28 protein-coding genes and 1 tRNA gene are annotated in these 22,112 nt (G+C 65.5%); 14 read left to right on the top strand and 15 right to left on the bottom strand.

The window, feature by feature from the left end; translation table 11 throughout:
• Nucleotides 1-26: 26 nt before the first annotated feature.
• The 7 genes from FYJ91_RS02120 to FYJ91_RS02090 all read left to right on the top strand — a co-directional run bounded on the left by FYJ91_RS02120 (nt 27) and on the right by FYJ91_RS02090 (nt 6,259).
• A complete protein-coding gene (locus FYJ91_RS02120; protein WP_149520625.1) occupies nt 27-668 on the top strand; it encodes an alpha/beta hydrolase in 642 nt (213 codons plus the stop codon).
• A gap of 157 nt (nt 669-825) precedes the next feature.
• Nucleotides 826-2,046 (top strand): polyhydroxyalkanoate depolymerase, encoded by a 1,221-nt coding sequence (locus FYJ91_RS02115; protein ID WP_149520624.1) that lies wholly within the window; start codon nt 826-828, stop codon nt 2,044-2,046.
• Nucleotides 2,036-3,562: a hypothetical protein gene (locus tag FYJ91_RS02110; protein ID WP_149520623.1), complete on the top strand. Its 1,527-nt coding sequence runs from the start codon at nt 2,036-2,038 to the stop codon at nt 3,560-3,562. The genes FYJ91_RS02115 and FYJ91_RS02110 overlap by 11 nt, the downstream gene beginning before the upstream one ends.
• Complete coding sequence (gene dgcA / locus FYJ91_RS02105; RefSeq protein WP_425473983.1) at nt 3,559-4,545, top strand: N-acetyl-D-Glu racemase DgcA; 987 nt, start codon at nt 3,559-3,561, stop codon at nt 4,543-4,545. Before FYJ91_RS02110 ends, dgcA begins: the two co-directional genes overlap by 4 nt.
• 48 nt (nt 4,546-4,593) lie before the next feature.
• Nucleotides 4,594-4,670 (top strand) — tRNA-Arg (locus FYJ91_RS02100).
• Between the two features lie 16 nt (nt 4,671-4,686).
• Complete coding sequence (gene trhO, locus FYJ91_RS02095; protein WP_149520621.1) at nt 4,687-5,667, top strand: oxygen-dependent tRNA uridine(34) hydroxylase TrhO; 981 nt, start codon at nt 4,687-4,689, stop codon at nt 5,665-5,667.
• Nucleotides 5,660-6,259, top strand: a complete 600-nt coding sequence (locus FYJ91_RS02090; RefSeq protein ID WP_149520620.1) for a glutathione S-transferase — start codon at nt 5,660-5,662, stop codon at nt 6,257-6,259. The genes trhO and FYJ91_RS02090 overlap by 8 nt, the downstream gene beginning before the upstream one ends.
• Here FYJ91_RS02090 and FYJ91_RS02085 read toward each other — a convergent pair.
• The gene (locus FYJ91_RS02085; RefSeq protein WP_149520619.1) at nt 6,256-6,678 is read right to left on the bottom strand and encodes a hypothetical protein; all 423 of its coding nucleotides are present in this window, start codon (nt 6,676-6,678) and stop codon (nt 6,256-6,258) included. The two genes, FYJ91_RS02090 and FYJ91_RS02085, sit on opposite strands and share 4 nt — an antisense overlap.
• 67 nt (nt 6,679-6,745) lie before the next feature.
• Nucleotides 6,746-7,051, bottom strand: coding sequence for a glycerophosphodiester phosphodiesterase family protein (locus tag FYJ91_RS02080; RefSeq protein ID WP_149520618.1), 306 nt, complete (start codon nt 7,049-7,051; stop codon nt 6,746-6,748).
• A 133-nt stretch (nt 7,052-7,184) separates the two neighbouring features.
• On the opposite strand from FYJ91_RS02080, the gene FYJ91_RS02075 reads away from it, so the two are divergent.
• Together FYJ91_RS02075 and FYJ91_RS02070 are read left to right on the top strand one after the other, a co-directional pair.
• Nucleotides 7,185-8,003: a helix-turn-helix domain-containing protein gene (locus tag FYJ91_RS02075; RefSeq protein WP_149520617.1), complete on the top strand. Its 819-nt coding sequence runs from the start codon at nt 7,185-7,187 to the stop codon at nt 8,001-8,003.
• Nucleotides 8,004-8,126: 123 nt separating this feature from the next.
• Nucleotides 8,127-9,026 carry a Coq4 family protein gene (locus tag FYJ91_RS02070; RefSeq protein ID WP_149520616.1) on the top strand — a complete coding sequence of 300 codons (900 nt, stop codon included), beginning with the start codon at nt 8,127-8,129 and terminating at the stop codon, nt 9,024-9,026.
• Nucleotides 9,027-9,141: 115 nt separating this feature from the next.
• Here FYJ91_RS02070 and FYJ91_RS02065 read toward each other — a convergent pair whose 3' ends face one another.
• The 4 genes from FYJ91_RS02065 to FYJ91_RS02050 all read right to left on the bottom strand — a co-directional run bounded on the left by FYJ91_RS02065 (nt 9,142) and on the right by FYJ91_RS02050 (nt 11,730).
• Nucleotides 9,142-9,525 carry a hypothetical protein gene (locus FYJ91_RS02065; protein ID WP_149520615.1) on the bottom strand — a complete coding sequence of 128 codons (384 nt, stop codon included), beginning with the start codon at nt 9,523-9,525 and terminating at the stop codon, nt 9,142-9,144.
• A gap of 20 nt (nt 9,526-9,545) precedes the next feature.
• On the bottom strand, nt 9,546-10,199 hold the full coding sequence (gene nth, locus FYJ91_RS02060; RefSeq protein ID WP_149520614.1) for an endonuclease III: 654 nt from the start codon (nt 10,197-10,199) through the stop codon (nt 9,546-9,548).
• 124 nt (nt 10,200-10,323) lie between these two features.
• Entirely contained in the window at nt 10,324-11,079 is a 756-nt protein-coding gene (gene dapB / locus FYJ91_RS02055) for a 4-hydroxy-tetrahydrodipicolinate reductase (RefSeq protein ID WP_149520613.1), read from the bottom strand.
• 105 nt (nt 11,080-11,184) lie between these two features.
• Nucleotides 11,185-11,730 carry a fasciclin domain-containing protein gene (locus FYJ91_RS02050; RefSeq protein WP_149520612.1) on the bottom strand — a complete coding sequence of 182 codons (546 nt, stop codon included), beginning with the start codon at nt 11,728-11,730 and terminating at the stop codon, nt 11,185-11,187.
• Between the two features lie 151 nt (nt 11,731-11,881).
• Between FYJ91_RS02050 and FYJ91_RS02045 the strand changes: the two genes are divergently transcribed.
• Nucleotides 11,882-12,070, top strand: coding sequence for a hypothetical protein (locus tag FYJ91_RS02045; RefSeq protein ID WP_149520611.1), 189 nt, complete (start codon nt 11,882-11,884; stop codon nt 12,068-12,070).
• A 7-nt stretch (nt 12,071-12,077) separates the two neighbouring features.
• Nucleotides 12,078-12,785 (top strand): NAD-dependent deacylase, encoded by a 708-nt coding sequence (locus FYJ91_RS02040; protein WP_149520610.1) that lies wholly within the window; start codon nt 12,078-12,080, stop codon nt 12,783-12,785.
• On the opposite strand, the gene era is transcribed toward FYJ91_RS02040, so the two are convergent.
• Together era and rnc are read right to left on the bottom strand one after the other, a co-directional pair.
• On the bottom strand, nt 12,782-13,675 hold the full coding sequence (gene era, locus FYJ91_RS02035) for a GTPase Era (protein WP_149520609.1): 894 nt from the start codon (nt 13,673-13,675) through the stop codon (nt 12,782-12,784). The genes FYJ91_RS02040 and era overlap by 4 nt on opposite strands.
• On the bottom strand, nt 13,672-14,340 hold the full coding sequence (gene rnc / locus FYJ91_RS02030; protein WP_149520608.1) for a ribonuclease III: 669 nt from the start codon (nt 14,338-14,340) through the stop codon (nt 13,672-13,674). Before rnc ends, era begins: the two co-directional genes overlap by 4 nt.
• A 58-nt stretch (nt 14,341-14,398) precedes the next feature.
• Between rnc and FYJ91_RS02025 the strand changes: the two genes are divergently transcribed.
• Nucleotides 14,399-14,578 carry a DUF4169 family protein gene (locus tag FYJ91_RS02025; RefSeq protein ID WP_149520607.1) on the top strand — a complete coding sequence of 60 codons (180 nt, stop codon included), beginning with the start codon at nt 14,399-14,401 and terminating at the stop codon, nt 14,576-14,578.
• Between the two features lie 32 nt (nt 14,579-14,610).
• Here FYJ91_RS02025 and FYJ91_RS02020 read toward each other — a convergent pair whose 3' ends face one another.
• The 7 genes from FYJ91_RS02020 to fliP all read right to left on the bottom strand — a co-directional run bounded on the left by FYJ91_RS02020 (nt 14,611) and on the right by fliP (nt 20,240).
• Complete coding sequence (locus FYJ91_RS02020; protein ID WP_149520606.1) at nt 14,611-14,901, bottom strand: hypothetical protein; 291 nt, start codon at nt 14,899-14,901, stop codon at nt 14,611-14,613.
• 82 nt (nt 14,902-14,983) lie between these two features.
• Nucleotides 14,984-15,373, bottom strand: coding sequence for a flagellar export chaperone FliS (locus FYJ91_RS02015; protein WP_149520605.1), 390 nt, complete (start codon nt 15,371-15,373; stop codon nt 14,984-14,986).
• A 40-nt stretch (nt 15,374-15,413) separates the two neighbouring features.
• Nucleotides 15,414-17,045: a flagellar filament capping protein FliD gene (gene fliD, locus FYJ91_RS02010; RefSeq protein WP_149520604.1), complete on the bottom strand. Its 1,632-nt coding sequence runs from the start codon at nt 17,043-17,045 to the stop codon at nt 15,414-15,416.
• 94 nt (nt 17,046-17,139) lie between these two features.
• The gene (locus FYJ91_RS02005; RefSeq protein ID WP_149520603.1) at nt 17,140-18,279 is read right to left on the bottom strand and encodes an EscU/YscU/HrcU family type III secretion system export apparatus switch protein; all 1,140 of its coding nucleotides are present in this window, start codon (nt 18,277-18,279) and stop codon (nt 17,140-17,142) included.
• A 3-nt stretch (nt 18,280-18,282) separates the two neighbouring features.
• On the bottom strand, nt 18,283-19,065 hold the full coding sequence (gene fliR / locus FYJ91_RS02000; RefSeq protein WP_149520602.1) for a flagellar biosynthetic protein FliR: 783 nt from the start codon (nt 19,063-19,065) through the stop codon (nt 18,283-18,285).
• The gene (gene fliQ / locus FYJ91_RS01995; protein WP_149520601.1) at nt 19,062-19,340 is read right to left on the bottom strand and encodes a flagellar biosynthesis protein FliQ; all 279 of its coding nucleotides are present in this window, start codon (nt 19,338-19,340) and stop codon (nt 19,062-19,064) included. The genes fliR and fliQ overlap by 4 nt, the downstream gene beginning before the upstream one ends.
• Before the next feature lie 123 nt (nt 19,341-19,463).
• Nucleotides 19,464-20,240: a flagellar type III secretion system pore protein FliP gene (fliP, locus tag FYJ91_RS01990; RefSeq protein ID WP_149520600.1), complete on the bottom strand. Its 777-nt coding sequence runs from the start codon at nt 20,238-20,240 to the stop codon at nt 19,464-19,466.
• A gap of 138 nt (nt 20,241-20,378) precedes the next feature.
• On the opposite strand from fliP, the gene plsY reads away from it, so the two are divergent.
• Nucleotides 20,379-20,975, top strand: a complete 597-nt coding sequence (gene plsY / locus FYJ91_RS20775; protein ID WP_219822548.1) for a glycerol-3-phosphate 1-O-acyltransferase PlsY — start codon at nt 20,379-20,381, stop codon at nt 20,973-20,975.
• A complete protein-coding gene (gene dprA, locus FYJ91_RS20770) occupies nt 20,972-22,060 on the top strand; it encodes a DNA-processing protein DprA (RefSeq protein ID WP_425473964.1) in 1,089 nt (362 codons plus the stop codon). Before plsY ends, dprA begins: the two co-directional genes overlap by 4 nt.
• Nucleotides 22,061-22,112 lie beyond the last annotated feature (52 nt).

Here is a 22,112-nt window from a genome sequence, read left to right as displayed (position 1 = left end):
CGCGCCGCCAGCATTCAAGGACAGCGATGCCCGAAGTCATCTTCCCCGGACCCGAAGGTCGCCTCGAAGGCCGTTTCAATCCGGGGCCGCGCCCGCGCGCGCCTGTCGCGATGATCCTGCACCCGCATCCTCAGTCGGGCGGCACGATGAACAACCGCATCGTCCAGGCGATGTACCAGACGTTCGTGCGCCGCGGATTCGCGACGCTGCGCTTCAATTTCCGCGGCGTGGGCAAGAGCCAGGGCGTGTTCGACAACGGCATCGGCGAGCTTTCGGATGCCGCCTCGGCGCTCGATTGGGTCCAGTCGATCCATCCGGAGGCGCAGACCACCTGGATCGCGGGCTACAGCTTCGGCGCATGGATCGGCATGCAGTTGCTGATGCGCCGGCCGGAGATCAAGGGCTTCATCTCGGTCGCGCCGCCCGCGAACATGTACGACTTCACCTTCCTGGCGCCGTGCCCGTCCTCGGGCATCATCATCCAGGGCGAGGCCGATGAGGTCGTGACCCCGGGTGCGGTCCAGAAGCTGGTCGACAAGCTGCGCACCCAGCGCCACATCACCATCCACCACGACACCATCCCGACGGCGAACCACTTCTTCGCCGATGAGATGCCGCAGCTGATGCAGTCGGTGGACGGTTATCTGGACATGCGCCTCAACGGCTGATCGGAATGATGGCGCGCGGGAACGCGCGCCGTAATTCGCCGATTTTCAACCTTTGTGAGCTAAATGTCGGACCCACATCAGGGGTTGCGGCGTTCGCATTGCGTGATCTGCCGAGTTGGTCGTAAAACCGGTGCTGGCAAAGCGGAGAAGCGGTTCGATGTTGTACAATGCGTATGAGTTTCAGCGTAACCTGCTGTCGGTTGCCAGCGCCTGGGCCGATATCGGCTCCGAATGGCTGCAAAACCCGCTAAACCCCTTATCCTATGGTTCGATGGCGCCGATGATGGCGTCGGGCCTCGACGTGTTCGCCCATGCCTCCGCATCGCGCGGCAAGCCGGCCTTCGGCTTCACCGAAGTGATGGTCGACGGCAAGACTGTGCCGATCACCGAGGAAATCATCCTCCGCAAGCCCTTCGGCCAGCTCAAGCGCTTCCGCCGCAAGGGCGTGACGGGCAGCCCCAAGCTGCTGATCGTCGCTCCGATGTCCGGCCACTATGCGACACTGCTACGCGGAACCGCCGAGCGGATGCTGCCGTTTGCGGACGTTTACATCACCGACTGGCGTGATGCGCGCAACGTGCCGATCGAGGAAGGCACCTTCGATCTCGACGACTATATCGATTACGTCATCGAGTTCCTGGAGAAGATCGGCCCGGGCACGCACATGCTCGCGGTCTGTCAGCCTTCGGTTCCAGCTTATGCCGCCGCGGCGCTGATGTGCGAGGACAAGAATCCGTGCCGCCCGCGCACGCTGACCATGATGGGCGGACCGATCGACACGCGCGAGGCGCCTACGGTGGTCAACACCGTCGCCACGCAGCGGCCGCTGAGCTGGTTCGAACAGAATGTCATCCACACCGTACCGGTCCTGTATCCGGGCGGTGGCCGCCGCGTTTACCCGGGCTTCCTGCAGCTGGCCGGCTTCATGGCGATGAACCTGGGCAATCACCTCGTCAGCCATTGGGGGATGTTTAAGCATCTCGTCGACGGTGATGAGGAGAGCGCGCAGTCGACCAAGAAATTCTACGAAGAATATCGTTCAGTCTGCGACATGACCGCCGAATTCTATCTCCAGACGATCGACAGCGTGTTCCAGCGGCACCTGCTGCCCAAGGGCGAGCTCACCCATCGCGGGCGCAAGGTCGATCCGGCCGCGATCACCGATTGCGGCCTGCTCGCGATCGAAGGCGAAAAGGACGACATCTCCGGCCTGGGCCAGACCAAGGCGGCGCTGACGATCGCGACCCAATTGCCCAAGGCCCACAAGAAGCATTTCATCGCCGAGGGTGTCGGCCATTACGGCATCTTCAACGGCCGCCGCTGGCGGGAGAAGATCGCGCCCGTCGTCGAGGATTGGATCACCAAGCATGGGGCGTAAGGCCGCTATCGGCTTTGCGAGCCTCATGATCGCTGCGGCAGCGCCGGTTCACGCTGTCGAAACTACCGCGCTACCCACCAATTCGCTAGACGCGTCGTTGCAGGCCGCGCAGGCGGCGGCGGTGAACAACGACTGCACTGGCGTGCTCGCCGCGCTCGATCCGATCGTGCCGCAGCTCGGCGACACGCCGCAGCGGCCGATCATCCAGCGGATGCGGCTCGCGTGCCTGGCGGCGACTGGCCGGACGGGCGAAATCCCCGTTGTTCAGCAGGAACTGGCCAAGAGCCTGCCCAAAGATGGGCTCGTCCAGGCATTTGGCGTGCTTGTGGCGGCCGATTCGAGCCGTTTCGTCGATGCTGCGGACAAGATCGTCCAGCTCGCCGGATCCTCACCCAAGAATCTGGAGCTGCTGACCGGCGCCTCGGTCCGCGCGATCGCGATTCAGCTGGGCGAGCAGCGCGCCTTCGACGCGCGCGGCCGGATGATGGTTGCGCTGGCCAAGGCCGACTGGCTGCCCGCCGACATGCCCGATCTGCGCATCAGTGTGACGCAGGGGGCGATCGATTCGCTGGTCGATCAGGGCCGCGCCGACGAGGCCGCGAACCTGCTCGAAAGGGTCGACGAGCCCGAGCAGCTGACCGCCATGGCGATCGAACGGCGCTATTCGGTGCTGTGGCCGTCGATCGAGGATCTGCTCGGCCCGAACGGCAAGCCGATGGTCGATCGCTATGCCAAGGCGAAGCTCGATCTCTATTCGGACAATCCGGATGCACCGGGCGCGCTGCGCGATGCGACGTCGGCGATGCTGCTGCTCGGCCGCTATGCCGACGTGGTTCAGATGACGTCGGACATCGTGCCGCGCGACGGCATGGACCGCGACGGCGTGCGCACCGTATTGCTGCGCGCCCGCGCTCTGCTGGCGCTCAAGCGTTCGGATGAGGCGCTCAAGCTTCTGTCGGGCTTCGCCGCGCTCAATCTGGTTAAGACGCCCGAGGCGGCCGCGACACTGGTCACCTATGCCGAGATGCTCGATGAGGCCGGGCGCGAGGAGCAGGCATTAACCGCCGCCCGCGCGATCAACGCCACCGCCGCCCAATATCTGACCGATTATGGCCGGCGCTGGGTCGATCGCACCGAAATCTGCGCGCTGGGTGCCCTGGGCCGAACGGCCGAGGCCAATGCAGCGATGGCCAAGCTGGTCGCGACCGCGCAGCAGAACCAGCCCGCGACGATCGAGGCTTTGCTGTGCCTCAAGCGCGATGCCGAGGCGGAGAAGATGCTGATCAAGGCGATCGACGACGAGGATGTCGCCAGCAACCTCGTCGTCCAGTTCCAGCCTGCCGCCTCGCAATGGGCGGCAGCGCCGTCTCGGTTGCGGTCGCTGTGGCAGGCTTTCCTCGCGCGGCCGGCGGTGAAGGCCGCGTTCGAGCGCAAGGGGCGGCTGCTGCCCAAGGCGATGTGGCCGACGCCGGGCGAACGCCCCGTGCCGCGCGACAAGGGATCGAACCTCACCTGATGCGCCGGCTCGACGTTCGGATCGAGACCTGGCCGGTCGCCGGGGCGTTCACGATTGCGCGCGGCGCCAAGACCCAGGTCGACGTGGTCTGCGTCGAGATTGCCGATGGCCCGCATGTCGGCCGGGGTGAGGGCACCGCGATCTATTATCATGGTGAAAGCGCCGAGAGCGTAGCCGAACAGGCGCGCGCGATGGCCCGCGCTGTCGCGAGTGGAATCGATCGGCACGCGCTGCTGACCGCCATGCCACGGGGGGCAGCCCGCAACGCGATCGACGCCGCTTTGTGGGATCTGGAGGCGAAGGCCAGCGGTGTGCGCGCCTGGGCAAGTGCGGGTCTGCCGGCAATCGCGCCAGTCCAGTCGGCTTTCACGATTTCGGTCGCGGACCCTGCGACAATGGAGGCCGATGCGCGTGTCGCCGCGCCGACTTATCCTCTGCTCAAGCTCAAGCTGGCGGGGGAGGGCGACCTCGATCGGGTCGCGGCCGTACGGCGTGGGGCGCCCGATGCGCGCCTGATCGTCGACGCCAACGAAAGCTGGACGGGACGCGACGTTGCCGACGAAGCCGCGCGCCTGCTGCCCTTCGGGGTCGAACTGATCGAACAGCCCGTCGCGGCAGGCCAAGATCATCTGCTCGATGGCGTCATCTCTCCGATTCCCCTGTGCGCCGACGAAAGCTGCCAGGATCGCGCTGATCTTGCGCGTTGCCGGGGCCGCTATGCCGCGATCAACATCAAGCTCGACAAGGCTGGCGGGCTGACCGAGGCGCTCGCGCTGGCGGCGGAGGGCAAAGCGGCCGGGCTGGAGATCATGGTCGGCTGCATGCTCTCGACCTCGCTCGGTATCGCGCCGGCGACGATCGTCGCGCAGGACGCCCGATGGGTTGATATCGACGGGCCGTTGCTGCTCGCGCGCGATCGCGTTCCCGGCGTCGCCTTTGCCAACGGCATCGCCTCACCGCCCGATCCGGCGCTGTGGGGCTGACGATTTGCGCTGGCGGGGGCCACAACGCTTTGCTAAGCGCCCCTCAACGCACCCGTAGCTCAGCTGGATAGAGTACTGCCCTCCGAAGGCAGGGGTCACAGGTTCGAATCCTGTCGGGTGCGCCAGACTTACTGCAGGCCCATGCCGCTACCAGACGCACATCATCAGCCGGACGCCGCCGATTTCCCTATCCGGGTCGTCGCGCTCTACCGCTTCACGCCCTTCGCCGATCGGGAGACGATCCGCGCTTCGCTCGCGCTCGCATGCTGTTCGCGGGGGGTGAAGGGGACGCTGCTTGTGGCGCACGAGGGGCTGAACGGCACGATCGCGGGGACGGATGACGCGATCGGCGAGGTGCTGGACCATATCCGCACGCTGCCGGGCTGCGCCGATATCGAGGTGCGCGAGAGCCGCGCGGAGACGATGCCGTTCCACCGCATGAAGGTCCGCATCAAGGCCGAGATCGTGACGATGGGCGAGCCGGCGATCGATCCGGTCGCCGATGCCGGCCACTATGTCGCGCCGGCGGACTGGAACGCGCTGATCGACGATCCGAACACGATCCTGATCGACACGCGCAACGATTATGAAGTGGCGGTCGGCACCTTTGCCGGTGCGATCGATCCAAAGACGCGGACGTTCCGCGATTTCCCCATCTGGTTTCGCGAACACCGGGACGAACTGCTGGCCAAGGGCGAGACCCCGCGCGTCGCGATGTTCTGCACCGGTGGCATACGCTGCGAAAAATCCACTGCGTTCCTCGCGGCGGAGGGCGTGGAGGAGGTCTATCACCTCAAGGGCGGCATTTTGGCCTATCTCGAAACCGTGCCCGAAGAGCAGAGCCGCTGGGAAGGCGAATGCTTCGTCTTCGATCAGCGGGTAGCGGTGGGCCATGGGCTGGCGCCGGGCACCCACGAACTGTGCCATGGCTGCCGGATGCCGGTGAGCATCGCGGATCGGGCTTCGGACCATTATGAGGAGGGGGTGAGTTGCCCCGCCTGCCACGCCGACCGCAGCGAGGAGCAGAAGGCGGGCTATGCCGAACGCCATCGCCAGACCAGCCTGGCGGATGCGCGCGGCGTGGCGCACGTCGGCGCGACCTATCCGGCCAGGGATGGCTGAGCCGGTCCTCTACAGCTTTCGGCGCTGTCCCTATGCGATGCGCGCGCGTCTGGCGCTGCTGGTCGGCGAGACGGCCTTCGAACTGCGCGAGGTGAAGCTCTCGGCCAAGCCCGCGGCGATGATCGCGGCGTCGCCCAAGGGGACCGTGCCGGTGCTGGTGTTACCGGATGGACCGGTGATCGACGAGAGCATCGACATAATGCGCTGGGCGCTCGGTCGTCACGATCCCGAACATTGGCTCGATGGCGACGACACCGCCTTGATCGAGGCCAATGACGGTCCGTTCAAGCATCATCTCGATCGCTACAAATATCCCGAACGCCATGATTCCGATCCGGTCGCGCATCGCGCGGCGGCGCTGGGCCTGCTCGCGGCGCTGGACGATCGACTATCTCGACAGCCTTATCTGTGTGGGGCGACCCGATCGCTGACCGATGCGGCGCTGATGCCGTTCGTTCGCCAGTTTGCCGCGACGGACCGGGCGTGGTTTGACGGCCAGCCGGTTCCCGGTGTGCAGCGCTGGCTTGAGGCGCAATTGGCATCGCCCCTGTTCGATCGGGCGATGGCCCGGCACGAGGTATGGCGACCCTAACCGGCGCAGGCGGGCAGGCGCGTGGCGTGATCGGTGACGAGCAGATCGGCAGGGCGATCGGCCAGATAGCGACGATAGGCGCCGACGTCGGCCGCCGCGAGCCGATCGGGGGCGTCGGCGCCGCCGCTCATCGCGTCGGTCAGGGTCGGGACGCCCGCCGATCGCGCTTCGGCGAACAGGGCGGCTGGCGACAAGGTCGGGAGATAGGCGACGAAGCGTCGGCGGGCGAAGATGTCGCCATAGGCCCGCAACTCCTCGCGCGATTTGACCAGCACCGAGATGCGCCAATCCGCATCCGCCGCGATCGCGGCTTCGGCCGTCTTGCGATCGAAGGTCAGGACAAGCACACGTCTGGCCATCCGTGCGCTCCGGACGATGGGCGCGACCTTGGCGGGCGGCACCTTCTTGATATCGAGCATCAGCGTAACGCCGGGATTGCGCGCCGCCCAGCGCGCGACCGTATCGAAGCGCGGGAGCGTTTCCGGGCTATCCCTGAGCAGGAGCTTCGCGGCTTCGGTAGCTCAGAATGGCGAGCGGGCCTCGGCCGGTCGTGGTGCGATCGAGATAGTCGTCGTGGAGGAGCAGGATCGCGCCGTCGCGTGTCTCGCTCAGGTCGATCTCCAGCATATAGGGCGCGGCGGCGGTCGCCTTCATTTCCGCAAGGCTGTTCTCGGGCCGATCCGCGTCGCGCCGAGCGCGATGCGCAACGATACGTGGACCCGAGCCTGGCACGCAGAGCAGCGGATCCGGAAGGGCGGCCGCTGTCGCGGCGAGGAGGAGGGTGGCGAGCATGCGATCAGCCTATCCCCGCTCGATGACAGCGTCGATCGTTTCGCGCGGGACGGCTCCTGACCCCTGTTGATGGATTTCGGGTTGACCGGTCCCGCATGAAGGGGTGGATAGGCGCATCAGCCGGGGAGGGAGGATGATGATGGCCGCTAGGGAACGGATCGAAGGCGTGCGGCGCGGCAATGTCGACAGCGGGCGGATGCTCGCGCAGCTCAAGCGGCTCTTTCACGCCGCGGGCCTGCGCTATGCCGATGTCGCCAAGGAGATCGGTGTCAGCGAAAAGACCATGAAGCGCTACATGAGCGGACGCGGCCTGACGGTGGCGGCGCTGGAACGTATCTGCGCGGTCGTCGATACCGACCTGCTCGAACTCGCCGAACTCGCGGTCGATGCCGAAGCGGTGGCGAGCAGTTTCCTGACCTCCGCGCAGGAGAGCGCGCTGGCCGAGAACCAGGTGATGGGGCTGACCTTCTACTTGCTCAGCAAGGGATGGAGCGTCGACCGCATCGGTCACAATCTGCAACTGAGCGAAAGCGAGATGACCTTCCTGCTCACCAAGCTCGACAAGATCGGCGTGATCGCGCTCTACCCGGCAAACCGCGTCAAGCTGCGCGCTTCACTGCGCCCTTTCGCACAGCTCAACGAACAGATGGTCCGCAGCGTGCAGGAACGGTGGCGCAAGTTGTTCGCCGACATGGATTTCACCGATCCGCACACGATCTGCCGATCGGGTCTGACGCGGCTGAGCGAGGAGAGCTTCGCCAAGGCCGACGAACTGTTCAACCACTTCATGGCGCAGCTGTTCGCGCTGGGAGACAAGGATCGCAACCTGCCTCACGAGAAGGTCAGCTGGTATGCGACGGGTGCGGTGATGCGGTCCGATGACATCGTCGGCCGCATCCATGACGTGGGTAGTTTCCCGCCGATGCTCGACGGGGCTTTTTTGCGACGTTGAATGTTACGGGTCATTTGACGGGCCCAAATGGGCCATAAGGCGGGGCGGGGTGCAAAGGCATGTCCCCGAAGCTTGCCGGGCGGCGCTAAAGGCATATCCTCCCGATCAAAATAGGAGAGGCCGATGACACCGCCAGAGGTCGCCACGCTCGATCGTGAGCGTATCGAAGATCCGTCGACGATCGCCGACGCCAACGAGCGTCGCGCACTGACCGACGCCGAAAAGCGCTACATGCGCGGCGAGGCCGAGCCGGCGGTGTCGAGCGTGCTCACGTCCAATTCGAAATATCTCAACGATCCCTATTTCCGCGAAACCTTCGCACAGTTCGCGCTGCGGCGGCATGGCCCGGATTTACCCGAAACCTATCTGATCCCGAACATGGTCCGCGCGCTGGCCGAGGTGCGCGACAATGCCGAATTCTATGCGCTGATGCAGGCGGAGAGGGCGAAGAAGCCGGATTTGGCTGCGTGGCTCGATGCGCGGCGGATGACCAGTTACACGCCCGAGATCGTCGCCGACTGCAAGCCCGGCACTTTGGGCGCGCAGATTCACGCCTTCATCAGCCAGAGCGGCATGGAGATGAACTTCATGAAGGCGGGCCTCGAGGTCCGCAACGACATCGAATATGTGATGAAGCGCCGCGTGGCGAACCACGATATCGAACATATGATCACCGGCTTCGGCCCGCACCAGTTGGGCGAGGAAGCGTTGGCGATCATGAACACGACGTCGATCGCGGCCTATTTCACCCCGAAGCTGGCGCAATATCTGTCGGAGGCGAACATGTTCGTCAGCGCGACCGGATATTATCGCGTGTCGCTCCATTATCCCGCCCTGATGCCCGCGCAGCTTCACGCGATGCGGTTGGGCATCACGGCGGGCGAGGCGATCAAAAAGCCGCTGATGATGGTCGATTGGGAAGATTATCTCGACTGGCCGGTCGAGGATATCGCTGCCGATCTCGGTATCGAGCGCGGCCCGGGCGAGGAATGGGCGTGGTCGCTTCATGCATCGGTCGGCTGAACGATAAAGTTCGTCCTGGCGGACGTAGTGCGGCGGCGCTTCCGAAGGGGGGAGGCGCCGCCGGTTTTTTAAGCTTTTATGATCCTCCCCCCGGGCGGGGAGGATGGAGCTGGCCTTATTTCGGAGCACCCGTCACCGGCTGGAACTGGCCGAGGCCGCACGATGCGCCGGGCATGAAATTGGGGTTGGAGAACAGCACGGTGATGATGTCAGTCGAACAAAGCTGTGAGATCGAGGTCGCGTAGCTGAATCGTTCCTGGAAGCCGAGCGACGGGCAGCGCGACGGTAGCTTGTTCCGATAGACCTTCCGGTTGTTCATGTAGAAATCGATCGTGCTGTCGTCGCGCACGCGGCTCGACCGGATCTGGCTGATCGGGATGCAACTGACGGCCTTGCCGTCGGGCTTGATCAGCGCCTCCTGTTCGGGTTTGAGCGAGCGGGCATCGGCGGTCGCGGCAAGGCTGGCGATCGTGAGGATGATGGGCAAGCCGAGCTTCATGGCAACCTCCTGAGCCGCGTTCAGGCGGCTTTCTGCTTGGGCGCCGGCGTCTTCGGCTTGAAGGCGCACAGGTCGTCCACCGGGCAGCGCCAGCATTCGGGCTTGCGCGCCTTGCAGATATAGCGCCCGTGCAGGATCAGCCAATGGTGCGCGTGCTGGCGGAAGGGCGCGGGCGTCACTTTCTCCAGCTTGAGTTCGACTTGCAGCACGTTCGTGCCCTTGGCGAGGCCGGTGCGGTTGCCGACACGGAAGATGTGGGTATCGACCGCGATCGTTTCTGCCCCGAAGGCGACGTTCATCACGACATTGGCGGTCTTGCGCCCGACGCCCGGCAACTGCTCCAGCGCCTCGCGGCTCTGCGGCACTTCGCCATCATGTTCGTCGACCAGGATGCGGGCGGCGGCCATGACGTTCTTGGCCTTGGTGTTGAACAGGCCGATCGTCTTGATGTGCTGCTTCAGCCCCGCTTCGCCCAGATCGAGCATCGCCTGCGGGGTCTGCACCTCCTGAAACAGCAGCTTCGTCGCCTTGTTGACCCCGATATCGGTCGCCTGCGCGGACAAAGCGACCGCGACGAGCAGAGTGTAGGGGTTCACATATTCGAGTTCGGTCTCGGGCGCCGGATCGGACTCCGCAAGGCGCCGGTAGAATTCGAAGACGTCGGCTTTTTTCACTTCCCGAACCCGCCCCAAAAATAACCGTTCGTGTCGAGCGAAGTCGAGACGCGGCACCGCGCACCCAGCCAACGTGTCTCGACTTCGCTCGACACGAACGGGGTCGGGGACGACGCCTCGCGCATCAGAGCCCCAGCACGTCGCCCATCGTGTATCGGCCGGCCGGCTTCCCCGCGAGCCACAGCGCCGCCTTCACCGCACCCTTGGCGAAGATGCCGCGATTTTCGGCGCGGTGGCCTAGCTCGATCCGCTCGCCGTCGCTCGCGAATACGACCTGGTGATCGCCCGCCACCGATCCGCCGCGCAGCGAGGCATAGTAGATACCGCCTTCTTCGCGCGCGCCGGCATCGTTGCCCATCCGGTCGATGCGGTTCAGGTCGGTCCCGTTCGAAGCACCCCGGCCGATATTGGCCGATGCGCCGAGCAGCAAAGCGGTGCCCGACGGGGCATCGACCTTGTGGCGGTGATGCATCTCGACGATCTCGATATCCCAGTCGGTGCCGAGCATCTTCGCCGCACGCTCGACCAGCAGGCTGAGCACGTTGACGCCCAGCGAGGTGTTCGCTGACTGGAGGACGGCGATGTGCTTCGCAGCCTCGTCGATCCGGGCGTGATGTTCGGGCTTCAGGCCGGTCGTGCCGATGACGATCGGCCTGCCCGCCGCCTCGGCTGCCGCGAGATGCGCTTCGAGCGCGGCGGGGGAGGAGAAATCGATCAGGACGTCGGCGCCGCCGGCGAGTGCCGCGGCATCCGCATGCGGGCCGACGACCGCGCCCTCGCGATCGACCCCGCCCGCGATCGTGGCACCCAAGCCGGTCGCCTCATTGGCGATCGCAAGGCCCATTCGTCCCTGCGCACCCAAAATCCCGATCGCCGTCATGCCGTCCGCCCTTGTTGATCCGGCGGCTTAATGGGCGCTGGCGATCGTGCTTGCAACTCACCTCGTAAGGCGGAGGCCGGGACGGGCCCGGCCTCCGAAAGCCCATTACGGCATCAGGACGGTGTCGACGACGTGGATCACGCCGTTGGACTGCATCACGTCCTTGATCGTGACGGTCGAGTTGCCGCCCTTGGCGTCGGTCAGGACCAGCTTGTCGCCCTGCATCCACGCGGTGAGCTTCTCACCCTGGACGGTGGTGAGGCTAGCCTTGCCGTTGCCTGCCTTGATCGCGGCGGCAATTTCCTTGGAGGTCATGCGGCCCGCGACGACATGGTAGGTCAGGATCTTGGTGAGCGTGTCCTTGTTCTCGGGCTTCACCAGCGTGTCGACGGTGCCGGCCGGCAGCTTGCCGAACGCATCGTTGGTCGGTGCGAACACGGTGAAGGGGCCGGTGCCCTGCAGCGTCTCGACCAGGCCCGCGGCCTTCACGGCGGCGACGAGGGTGGTGTGATCCTTCGAGTTCACGGCATTGTCGACGATCGTCTTGGTCGGATACATCGCGGCACCACCGACCATCGGATTGGCGGCGATGACGGGCGCGGCGACGGCAAGCGCGATCGCGGCCAGGCTCAGGCGAAACTTAATGCTCATGGGAAGACATCCTCTCGAAGCCTCCCATGTGTGGGAAGCAACGACAGTTACGGGCCAAGATGCGTTATGGATGCGACAGAGCGATTATTTATCGGTGACAGCGACGAAAAGGCGCCTAGTCTGTGCCGATAACAATGAAGGAGGATGTGCCATGATCGTCACCCTTACCGACACCGATCGCCTGGAAACCGCCGTCAACGCCGCGCAGGTCACCTTCATATCCTCCGTCACCGACGGCACCCGCATCCGCTTCGGCGAGGGGCGCAGCGTCACCGTGATCGAGCCAATGGCCGAGGTCGTCGAAACCCTGAACCGCGCGCTGCCCTGGGCGGAACGATAGGAGCGCGATGCCCACCGCAGTCCGCAACATCGTCGTCCTGACGGGCGCCGGCATTTCGGCCGAAAGTGGGCTCGATACGTTTCGCGGGCCCGGTGGGCTGTGGGAGGGGCATCGAGTGGAGGATATCTGCACGCCCGAGGCGCTGGCGCGCAATCGCCCGCTGGTGCTCGATTTCTACGATCAGCGGCGCGCGGCGCTAGGCGGCGTCAAACCCAATGCGGCGCACGAGGCGCTGGCGCGGCTCGATCGCGAATGGGCGGGCGACCTGTTGATCGTCACGCAGAATGTTGATGATCTGCACGAACGCGCGGGGGCGAAGCGGCTGCTCCACATGCATGGCGAACTGATGTCGGCGCTGTGCGAAGGGTGCGGCGGGCGCGCCTCCTTCGGCGGGGCGATGCTCGACGGGCCGGACTGCGCCGTCTGCGGGGAGAGCGGTGGCGTGCGGCCCGACATCGTCTTCTTCGGCGAGATGCCGTATGAGATGGACCGGATCGAGGCGGCACTGGCCGAGGCCGATCTGTTCGTGTCGATCGGCACATCGGGCGCAGTCTATCCGGCGGCGGGCTATGTTCAGATGGCACGCCATTTCGGCGCCGAGACGCTCGAACTCAACCTCGAGCCGTCAGCGGGAAGCTACAATTTCGACGAGAGCCGGATGGGGCCGGCGAGCGTGCTGGTGCCCGCCTGGGTGGACGAGGTGCTAGGCGCCTAGTCGACCCAATCCAGCCCGATTTCGCGATAAAGCCCGCGATCGTCGCTCCATTTCTCCGCCACTTTGACGTGCAGGAACAGATGGACCTTGCGGTCGAGCAACTTGGCCAGTTCCTCGCGCGATCGGCTGCCGATTTCCTTCAGTCGCGCGCCGCGATGGCCCAGGACGATCGCGCGCTGGGTATCGCGGGCGACGAGGATCTGCTGGTAGATCGCGACCGATCCGTCCTTGCGCTCCTCATATTTCTCGGTCTCGACCGCGCTGTCATAGGGCAACTCGGCGTGGAGTTGCAGGTAGAGCTGCTCGCGCGTCACTTCGGCTGCCAACATGCGGTCGGTGGCGTCGGACACCTGCTCCTCGGGGAAATGCCATGGCCCCTCAGGCACGCGCGCGGCGAGCGCCGCCTTGAGGTCGCCGACGCCGTCGCCGGTCGACGCCGAGACCATGAAGATGTCCTCGGGGTTCAAGGCTTCCTGCAGCTTCGTCGCCAATTCGAGCAACGTCCCCTTCGAACAGAGATCGACCTTGTTGAGGATAACGAGCTTGGGCTCGCGACGCTGGCTAAGCGTCTCGATCAGCGGGGCGACCCGCTTGGTGACCCCGGTCTGGGCGTCGACGACGAGCGCGATCAGATCGGCATCCTGCGCACCGCCCCAGGCCGCGGCGACCATCGCGCGATCGAGCCGGCGCTTGGGATCGAAGATGCCGGGCGTGTCGATCAACAGGATCTGCGACTGGTCGGCGATCGCGACGCCGATCAGGCGGGTGCGCGTCGTTTGCGCCTTGGGGCTGACGATCGCGACCTTCTGGCCGACGATCGCGTTGACGAGGGTCGATTTGCCCGCGTTCGGCGCGCCGACGACGGCGACGAATCCGCAACGTTCGGTCATGCGAGCTTCTCCAATAGGGCTTTGGCGGCGGCGGTTTCCGCCTCCTGCTTCGATGTGCCTTCGGCGCTCGCCTCGGCGCGGCCGGGGATGGCGACGGTGACGTTGAAGCGCGGCGCATGGTGGGGGCCGGTGCGCGCGCCCAGCGTGTAGATGGGAGGGCGGCAGCGATTGGCAGCGGCCCATTCCTGCAAGGCGGACTTGGGATGCCGGGGCGCCTGCGCCTGCCGCGTGACCCGATCGCCCCACGCACGGCGGACGAATGCGGTCGCACCGTCGAGCCCGGCCTCCAGGAACAGCGCACCGATGAGCGCCTCGACGACGTCGCCGACGACATTTTCGGAATGGCGGGCGCCGTCGTCGCGCGCCTGCTTGCCCAGGATCAGCCGCTCGGGCACTCCGATGTCGCGGCCGACATCGGCGCAGGTTTCGCGGCTGACGATCACGTTGAGCCGGCGCGATAGATTGCCCTCGGGCTCGTTCGGGAACTCGGCATAGATCCAGTCGGCCGCGATCAGGCCCAAGACCCGGTCGCCCAGGAATTCAAGCCGCTCATAATGGTCGGCATTGTAACTGCCGTGGGTCAGCGCGCGGACGAACAGGGCGGGATCGCGGGGCGCATGGCCCAGCGCGTCGCGCACCCAGCCGGCGATGGCATCTTCATTCATCGGCGCGCCTTAGACGAAGCGGGTTCCGGCGTCACGCATTTCGGGGCAGGATGGGTTCATGGCTGAGATCATCAACCTCAATCGAGCCCGCAAGGCGAAGAAGCGCACCGACGACAAGGCCCGCGCCGATGCGAACCGCGCGGCATTCGGGCGGACGAAGGCAGAGAAGCAGGCGGCGGACAAAGAGCGCGCCCGGATCGAGCGCACCGTGGACGGAGCGAAGCTGGACGAATCTTGATCCTCCCCCGCCAGGGGGAGGACCTTAGATGATTACATCGCCGCTTTGACGAGCAGCGCGCCGATGCCGCCGAGGGTGCAGCCCCACAAGGTGACGGCGCCCAGTATGAAGCGCGACAATTCGCCGCGCTGCGATCGGTGTTCGCGGGGCAGGCGTACGGCATGACCGGCGGCATAGCGGCCGACCTGATCCTGCAAGATGCGCGCTGGGGATTCGACCGGGCGCGTATTGGCCGCGGCGGCCTGGATCGGGTTCACCTGCTCAGGTGCGCGTACCGACCGGAGGTCGCCACCGTCGCGAATCTGTCGTTTGGTAGCTGTCATGGCCTGTTCTCCGTTCGCCATCCTTGTGTGGCGAAGCTGCTGAAGCCGATCTGAAGCAGCGCGGTTAACGCGCCGGTAAGCGTCAGCCGATCTGTTCCCAGGCGCTGGCGATTTCGGCGAGCATCGAGCGGGCTTCCTCGACCATCTCGGGCCTGTCCTCGCGGCCGCCCTGCTGCACGAGCCGGCGCCCTTCGCGATAGACCTGCGCCAGCGTGATCGCCAGATCACCGCCACCCCGGAAATCGAGGCTGGTTTCGAGCGCGAGCAGGATGTTCGCGGCGCGCTGCTGCTTGTCGATCATCTTGGCGCGATTGCCGATGGACTGCGCCGCCTGCATGATCTCGATCGCCTTGATCAGTTCGTCGAACAGGATCGCGATCAGCTTGTGCGGCGATGCGCTTTCGATCCGGCTGTCGACGTCGACGGCCTGATAGCGGCCACGGGCGGCACCGGGATAACCGGACATCAGCATTCAAAGCTCCTGAACATGAAAAGGGTGATGCGGGCTGGCATCAATTGTTGCTCTTGTTCCATTGTTCGATCTGTTGGGTGATGAACGATTGGGTCGAGCTGTAGGCGCGCAGCCGGGTCTGCAACGATGTATATTGCTTGGTCAGCTGCTCGCGATAGGCGGCGTCCCGCACGGTCAGCTTCTCTTTCTCGTCGGAGATCGTCTTCTTCTCCGTGTCGAGCCGGGTCTGCGATGCGGTGAGCGCGCCGGACGAGGCAGTGAGGCTGGTCTTGATCGCCTCAAGCGCGCCGGCGATGCCGAGATCGATCGAGATGGTCGCGCTCGCGACGTCGCCCAACGGCTTGAAGATCAGGCCGGCCGATGCCGCGAAGAAGGACGATTGCACGCTGTCGCTGCCCGATGGGAGCATCGCCTGTCCGTCGAGCGTGGCGGAGGCAGCCGTGTTGCTGGTCGCCGCCTTGACGTTGGTCACGGTGTAGATGCCACCCGGCGTCTTGCCGATCGGGCTGGTGATCTGGATCAGCGGGCTTGACGAGCGCTGCCCCGGATTGAACATCGCCTCGACCGCTTCGGGATTGCTCGTCATCACCGACGACAGCTTGGCCGCGTCAAGCGTGAGCGTGCCATCGCGGTTGGTCTTGACCCCGATCTCGGCCAGCGTCGAAGGGCTGCTGGGATCGGCCGGATAGGTGAGCTTGGTCGTCGTCAGCTGCGACAGCTTGGTCACCAGCGAACGGATGCCCGAATCCGACCGAAGGCTGCCGTCGACGCCGGTCATCTTGCTCAGTGTCGAGCGCGCCTCGTTATAGGCGTCCACGATGTCGCTCACCGCCTGCTTGATCGCTTCGGTCGGCTGGTTCGCACCGATCGAGATCTTGGTGCCGGGCGCCGCGCCCTGCAGGTCGATCTTCACGCCGTCGAGGACGTCTGAAAAACTGTTCGACGCCTTGCTGACCGCGACGCCGTCGACGATCAGTTCGGCGTTGAGCGCCTCCTGCTTCAGCGTCAGGCCGGTGACGTTGTCCTCGTCATAGGTGGCCGGATCAAAGGTGAAGCGGCCGATACCTACATCGTCGCCGGTCAGCTTGGTCAGCGAGAAGGCGTTATCTTCTCCGGTTTGCCCCTTCACGACCAGGCGGGTGCCGGTGCTATCGGTGACGAGGCTGGCGGTGACGCCCAGGTTCGCGTCCTTGATCGCCTTGGCCAGACCGGCGGCGGTGTTGTTGGTCGAATCGATTTTGATCGTCGCGGTCTTGTCACCGACCTTGAGCTGCAGCGTGCCTTCGCCAATCGCGGCGTTGCTGCCGGACAGGGGGGCGGACGTCATCGTCTGCGCGGTGGCGAGCTGCTGCACCTCGATCGTCGCGGACAGGCCCGAAAGCCGCGCGCCGGCGACCGCGCTCACCTGCACCAGCGACGTGTTCGAGCTGGTCGGCTGGGTGTAGAGCGACCCGCCCGAAATCAGCGAAGCGAGCGACGAGGAGAAGGTCGTAATCGTGTTGATCGCATTGGCGAGGTCGGAGATCTTGGTAGTGTTCGCGGTTTCTTTCTTGGTCAGCGCAGCGGCTTTGTTAGCGATCGCGGCGGTCGCCAGCTGATCGACGAGCGAGGCCGTATCGATGTTCGACGCGCCCAGCGATGATAGGATCGACGATCCGACTGCCGTAACCATTATGAATTTCCACCCTCGTTTCAGCCGTTAACGGCATCGCGACGGGGTGGTTTAGGGCGAAGATGGTTACCGAAGGGTTTGCGGACGGCGAATTTTACGCCGTTGGTCGACCATCCTCGTCGAAGCGGGCGCCGCCCGGTACGTCGATGTCGGGCTGGACGATGCCTTCGGCCGCTGCGCGATCGAGATTGAAGACGAAGGCGAGGATCGATGCGACCGCAATGAAGAGGTCGTCGCGGATCATCTGGCCCGATCGGCTGGTATAGTAGATCGCGCGCGTCAGCTGCGGATAGCGCAGCAGGGGCACGCCGTTCTCGGTCGCGAGTTCGCGCAGCACGTCGGCGGTAACGCCGCGCCCGCGCGCTACGACGACGGGGGCGGGGTCCATGCCGGGGCGGTAACGCAGCGCGACCGCGAAATGGGTCGGGTTGGTCAGCACCACGGTTGCCTCGCTGATCGCCTTGCGGGCCGAGCTGCGCGACATCTGCATCTGCTTCGATCGGATGGCGCCCTTCATCTCGGGCGATCCTTCGGTCTGCTTGGACTCGTCCTTGATCTCCTGCTTCGACATCCGCAGGCGGCGTTGGCGCTGGAAGATCTGGGCGGGAACATCAAGGCCACCGACGATCGCGAGCGCCAGCGTCATCACCACCACCGCATAGACGAAGGTCGATCCCAGCTGCCCCAGAGCGGTGCGCAGATCCTGCTGGCCCATGGTCACGATCTGCTTCACCTGGCCCGCCAGCAACCAATAGCCGACTGCGCCCATCGCCACGATCTTGAGCAGCGACTTGATGAGTTCGACCAGCCCCTGCGTGCCGAAGATGCGTTTGATCCCCGCGATCGGATCGAGCTTGTTCGCCTTGAACCCGATCGCCTCCCAGCGGAAGCCGAGCGACCCGAGCGCTGCCGGTGCCGCGATGGCGGCGAGGAAGGTCAGCCCCATCAGCACGATGAGCGGCGGCGCGACCTGCAGCAGGGTGCGCGTTATCGCTGATCCCGCGTCGAAATTCTCGACCGCGCCGACATCGAAGGACAATGCGTCGGCCAGCATCGACTTGAGCGACCCCATCAGCCAAGGCCCCGCCAGCGCAATCCACGCCGCACCTGCGATCATGACGAGCGCGGTGCCGAGCTCCTTGGATTGAAGGACGTCGCCCTTTTCGACAGCCTCCTGCTTGCGCTTCGGGGTTGGGGCTTCTGTCTTGTCGTCGGCCTCGGGACCCTCGGCCATAGCCTATTTCCCGAGCGCAAGCTGGTGGGCGACGGCAAGGCCGCGCTGGATCGATGCGGTGATGCCGTCGCCCATCGAGGGCGCGGCGATCGCGAGCAGGACGAGGCCGGCGAGCAGCGTCGCGGGCAGGCCGACCGAGAAGATGTTCATCTGCGGCGCCGATCGCGCGAGCATCGCCATCACCAGCTGGACGAGGATCAGCGCGAAGCCGACGGGCAGGGCGATGGCCAGCCCAGCCGCGAACAGGTCGCCCCCGAACAGGGCCAGCCCCTGCAGGCTTTTCGCCCCCATCCACGCCTCGCCCGGGGGCAGCGCCTTGTAGCTTTCGATGATGATCGTCGCGAGCTGCAGGTGCCCGCCGATCGCCAGGAACAGGAAGGTCGCGATGATCGACATGAACTGGCTGATTGCGGGGGTGGGCGTGCCGCTGGCTGGGTCCATCATCCCCGCGAAACCCAGCCCCATCGCATTGCCGATCACTTCGCCCGCGACCACCGCGGCCGAAAAGCCGATCTGGGTCGCAAAGCCGAGCGCGAGGCCGACCAGCACTTCGCCCGCGACCAACGCTATGCCTGCGAAGGAGGCGATGCCGCCTTCGGGCAGCACAAACGGCGTGTTGGCGAGTGCTGGAATGCCGATTGCGAGCGCGATCACCGTCCGCAACTGCATCGGCACCGCGGGCGCGCCGAAGACCGGTGCGGCCATGAAGGCGGCCCCCGGCCGGATCATCGCGATCATCCACAGCCATAGCTGGGTTTCGACCCCGGCGAAGGCCGTGGGGATCATTGCAACAGATCCGGTATCCGCGCGAACATCTCGCGCGTGAAATCGGCGAGCAGCATCAGGATCGCGCCACCGAACAGCGCCAGCATCGCGCCGACGACGATCAGCTTGGGGACGAAAGCGAGCGTCTGTTCGTTGATCGACGTCGCCGCCTGGATCATGCCCAGGATGATCCCCGCGATCAGCGCCGGGATCAGGATCGGCGCGGAAGCGAGCGCGAGGATCCACATCGCCTGCTGCGCGATGCCGATGAAATAATCGGGGGAAGACGCGCCCATTACGCTCCCACCCCGATCGTCATCCCAGCGCGAGCTGGGATCTCACGAGGCTCTTGCGCACTACCACTTTCCAGAGATCCCAGCTTGCGCTGGGATGACGGGATCGGGTGGGATTGCATCATGCTAACCACCCGCAAAACTCCCCGCCAGCGAGCCCATCGTCAGCGCCCATCCGTCGACAAGAACGAACAATAACAGCTTGAACGGCATGGATATAATCGCCGGCGATAGCATCATCATGCCCAGTGACATCAAGGTCGAGGCCACCACCAGATCGATGACCAGGAAGGGCAGGAAAATCAGGAAGCCGATCTGGAATGCAGTCTTGAGTTCGCTCGTCACATAAGCGGGCAGCAGGATCGAAAAGGGGATGTCCGATGCCCGCTGGAAACGCGGTGCCTTGGCGAGATCGGCGAAAAGCTTGAGGTCGGTCTGGCGCGTCTGGCGGATCATGAAGCCGTGCAGCACGGTGCCCGATCGCGTGATCGCTTCCTCGATCCCGATCTGCCCGGCGCCATAGGGTTTCCAGGCGTTTGCGTTGATCTGGTCGATGCTCGGCCGCATGATGAACAGCGACAGGAACAGGGCGAGGCCGACGAGCACCTGATTGGGTGGCGTCTGTTGCAGCCCCAGCGCCTGACGCAGCAGCGACAGCACGATGATGATCCGCGTGAAGCTCGTCATCATCAGCACCAGCGACGGCAGCACCGTCAGCAGGCTCATCAGGACGAGGATCTGGAGTGACAGGCTCAGCGGCTGGCCGTTGCCCGCGATCGTGCCCATCGCGCGGTCGAGCGCCCCGGTTTGCGCCGGGCCGGCGGTCGAGGCGAGCGCTGGCTCGGCGAGGATCGCCGCGCCGAGCGCGAACAGCAAAATGGTGGCGAAGCGGCGCGCGGTCATCGGGCGGTTTCAGCACCGGGCCGGGTTAACTTCAAGCGGAGTTTTGGCGGCGGCGTCGGGCATGGCTGTGCGCACAAGTGCATGTTGCGAAAGCGGATCGTTCCACTATGGTCCCCACCGTTTCTCGCGGGGGGCAGAATGCCGACACTTGCCACAGCCATCGTGCTGATCGGCTCCTATCTGCTGGGTTCGATCCCCTTCGGCGTGCTGCTGACGCGGTGGGGCGGGGCGGGCGATCTGCGCCAGATCGGGTCGGGCAATATCGGCGCGACCAACGTGCTGCGCACCGGTCGGAAGGGGCTGGCGGCGGCGACGTTGCTGCTCGACGGCGCGAAAGGCGCGGTCGCAGTGCTGATCGTACGGCATTTCGCGCCGGGCCTCGAAGTCTTTGCGGCGGGCGCCTCCTTCCTGGGCCATCTCTATCCGGTGTGGCTGGGCTTTCGGGGCGGCAAGGGGGTCGCGACGATGCTGGGCGTCAGCCTCGCGCTCTATTGGCCGGCGGGCGTCGCCTTCGCGGCGGTCTGGATCGGCATGTTCGCGATCACGCGCATCTCTTCGCTCGGCGGCATGACAGCGTCGATCGCGCCGCCGGTGGTGGCTGCGATGGTCGGCCGGTCGGACGATGTGGTTGTGTTCCTGGGCATGACCCTGCTCGTCCTCATCAAGCATCGCGAGAATATCTCGCGACTGCTCGCGGGCACCGAACCCCGTTCCGGGGGCAAGAAGCCCGAGTGAGCATCGGCCGGGACGAAGGTATCGCCCGGCTGCGGCTGATCCGCACGTCGGGCATCGGGCCGGTGACCTATATCCAGTTGCTCCGCCGCTTCGGCGATCCGGAGGCCGCGCTCGCGGCACTGCCCGATCTGGCCCGGCGCGGCGGCGGCAAGGCGCCCGCCATCGCGTCCAAGGAGGTGGTCGAGGCCGAGATCGTCACGGTCAAGCGGCTCGGCGCGCGTTACCTGTTCCGTGATACGTCCGTTTATCCCGCTCTTTTGGCCGAGATCGACAATGCCCCGCCCGCCTTGATCGTGAAGGGCGACGTGGTGCTGCTCGAACGGCCCGCGGTCGCGATGGTCGGCGCGCGCAACGCCAGCGGCATCGCGATCCGCTTCGCGCGGCAACTGGCGCACGATCTGGTGGTGGAGGGGTGGACGGTGGTCTCCGGCCTCGCGCGCGGTATCGATACCGCCGCGCATGTCGGGTCGATAGACGGCGGCACGGTGGGCGTGATCGCAGGCGGCATCGACGTCGCCTATCCGCCCGAAAATGCCGCGTTACAGGATGACATTGCGGGGCGTGGCCTTCTGATCGCCGAACAACCGCCTGGCACCGAGCCCCGCGCGCGACACTTTCCCTATCGCAACCGGATCATCGCTGGGCTTTCCTTAGGAACGCTGGTGGTTGAGGCCGCGCCCAAGTCCGGCTCGCTGATCACCGCTCGGCTCGCGGGCGAGTTCGGGCGCGAGGTGATGGCGGTTCCCGGCTCGCCGCTCGATCCGCGTTCACAGGGCTGCAACCTTCTGATCCGCGAGGGCGCGACCCTGATCCAGTCCGCCGCCGACGCGATCGAGGCGATGGGATCGATCGGCGGCGGCGTGCGGGCGGGAAGGGGTGCATCCTACATTCCACCAGAGCCGATGGAGGCGGGCGACGCCGAACGCCGCGTCGTCATCGACTTGATGGGGCCGGTCGCGCTGCCGGTCGACGAGATCATCCGCCAGAGCGGGCTGCCGTCGCCGATCGTGCAGACGGTGCTGCTGGAGCTGGAGATCGGCGGAAGGCTGGAGCGGCACGCGGGCGGACGGGTGAGTTTGGCGTGACGCCACGACATTAATCGTCACCCCGGGCTCGACCCGGGGTCCAGCTACCTTT

The sequence above is a fragment of the Sphingomonas montanisoli genome (genome assembly GCF_008274695.1).
Taxonomy (GTDB): domain Bacteria; phylum Pseudomonadota; class Alphaproteobacteria; order Sphingomonadales; family Sphingomonadaceae; genus Rhizorhabdus; species Rhizorhabdus montanisoli.
This window is presented reverse-complemented; position numbering and strand designations above follow the sequence as displayed.

What these genes read in the sequence shown, in the direction of transcription:
- FYJ91_RS02015 (WP_149520605.1), bottom strand. Translation starts at nt 15,373, where the DNA reads ATGCTGATGTCCGGTTATCCCGGTGCCGCCCGTGGCCGCTATCAGGCC.
- FYJ91_RS02070 (WP_149520616.1), top strand. Translation starts at nt 8,127, where the DNA reads ATGACACCGCCAGAGGTCGCCACGCTCGATCGTGAGCGTATCGAAGAT.
- FYJ91_RS02025 (WP_149520607.1), top strand. Translation starts at nt 14,399, where the DNA reads ATGGCTGAGATCATCAACCTCAATCGAGCCCGCAAGGCGAAGAAGCGC.
- FYJ91_RS02045 (WP_149520611.1), top strand. Translation starts at nt 11,882, where the DNA reads ATGATCGTCACCCTTACCGACACCGATCGCCTGGAAACCGCCGTCAAC.
- era (WP_149520609.1), bottom strand. Translation starts at nt 13,675, where the DNA reads ATGACCGAACGTTGCGGATTCGTCGCCGTCGTCGGCGCGCCGAACGCG.
- rnc (WP_149520608.1), bottom strand. Translation starts at nt 14,340, where the DNA reads ATGAATGAAGATGCCATCGCCGGCTGGGTGCGCGACGCGCTGGGCCAT.
- plsY (WP_219822548.1), top strand. Translation starts at nt 20,379, where the DNA reads ATGCCGACACTTGCCACAGCCATCGTGCTGATCGGCTCCTATCTGCTG.
- fliQ (WP_149520601.1), bottom strand. Translation starts at nt 19,340, where the DNA reads ATGGGCGCGTCTTCCCCCGATTATTTCATCGGCATCGCGCAGCAGGCG.
- FYJ91_RS02090 (WP_149520620.1), top strand. Translation starts at nt 5,660, where the DNA reads ATGGCTGAGCCGGTCCTCTACAGCTTTCGGCGCTGTCCCTATGCGATG.
- FYJ91_RS02005 (WP_149520603.1), bottom strand. Translation starts at nt 18,279, where the DNA reads ATGGCCGAGGGTCCCGAGGCCGACGACAAGACAGAAGCCCCAACCCCG.
- FYJ91_RS02075 (WP_149520617.1), top strand. Translation starts at nt 7,185, where the DNA reads ATGATGATGGCCGCTAGGGAACGGATCGAAGGCGTGCGGCGCGGCAAT.
- FYJ91_RS02020 (WP_149520606.1), bottom strand. Translation starts at nt 14,901, where the DNA reads ATGACAGCTACCAAACGACAGATTCGCGACGGTGGCGACCTCCGGTCG.
- FYJ91_RS02065 (WP_149520615.1), bottom strand. Translation starts at nt 9,525, where the DNA reads ATGAAGCTCGGCTTGCCCATCATCCTCACGATCGCCAGCCTTGCCGCG.
- fliD (WP_149520604.1), bottom strand. Translation starts at nt 17,045, where the DNA reads ATGGTTACGGCAGTCGGATCGTCGATCCTATCATCGCTGGGCGCGTCG.
- FYJ91_RS02050 (WP_149520612.1), bottom strand. Translation starts at nt 11,730, where the DNA reads ATGAGCATTAAGTTTCGCCTGAGCCTGGCCGCGATCGCGCTTGCCGTC.
- FYJ91_RS02085 (WP_149520619.1), bottom strand. Translation starts at nt 6,678, where the DNA reads ATGCTCGATATCAAGAAGGTGCCGCCCGCCAAGGTCGCGCCCATCGTC.
- FYJ91_RS02110 (WP_149520623.1), top strand. Translation starts at nt 2,036, where the DNA reads ATGGGGCGTAAGGCCGCTATCGGCTTTGCGAGCCTCATGATCGCTGCG.
- FYJ91_RS02080 (WP_149520618.1), bottom strand. Translation starts at nt 7,051, where the DNA reads ATGCTCGCCACCCTCCTCCTCGCCGCGACAGCGGCCGCCCTTCCGGAT.
- FYJ91_RS02040 (WP_149520610.1), top strand. Translation starts at nt 12,078, where the DNA reads ATGCCCACCGCAGTCCGCAACATCGTCGTCCTGACGGGCGCCGGCATT.
- fliP (WP_149520600.1), bottom strand. Translation starts at nt 20,240, where the DNA reads ATGACCGCGCGCCGCTTCGCCACCATTTTGCTGTTCGCGCTCGGCGCG.
- trhO (WP_149520621.1), top strand. Translation starts at nt 4,687, where the DNA reads ATGCCGCTACCAGACGCACATCATCAGCCGGACGCCGCCGATTTCCCT.
- fliR (WP_149520602.1), bottom strand. Translation starts at nt 19,065, where the DNA reads ATGATCCCCACGGCCTTCGCCGGGGTCGAAACCCAGCTATGGCTGTGG.
- dapB (WP_149520613.1), bottom strand. Translation starts at nt 11,079, where the DNA reads ATGACGGCGATCGGGATTTTGGGTGCGCAGGGACGAATGGGCCTTGCG.
- FYJ91_RS02120 (WP_149520625.1), top strand. Translation starts at nt 27, where the DNA reads ATGCCCGAAGTCATCTTCCCCGGACCCGAAGGTCGCCTCGAAGGCCGT.
- FYJ91_RS02115 (WP_149520624.1), top strand. Translation starts at nt 826, where the DNA reads ATGTTGTACAATGCGTATGAGTTTCAGCGTAACCTGCTGTCGGTTGCC.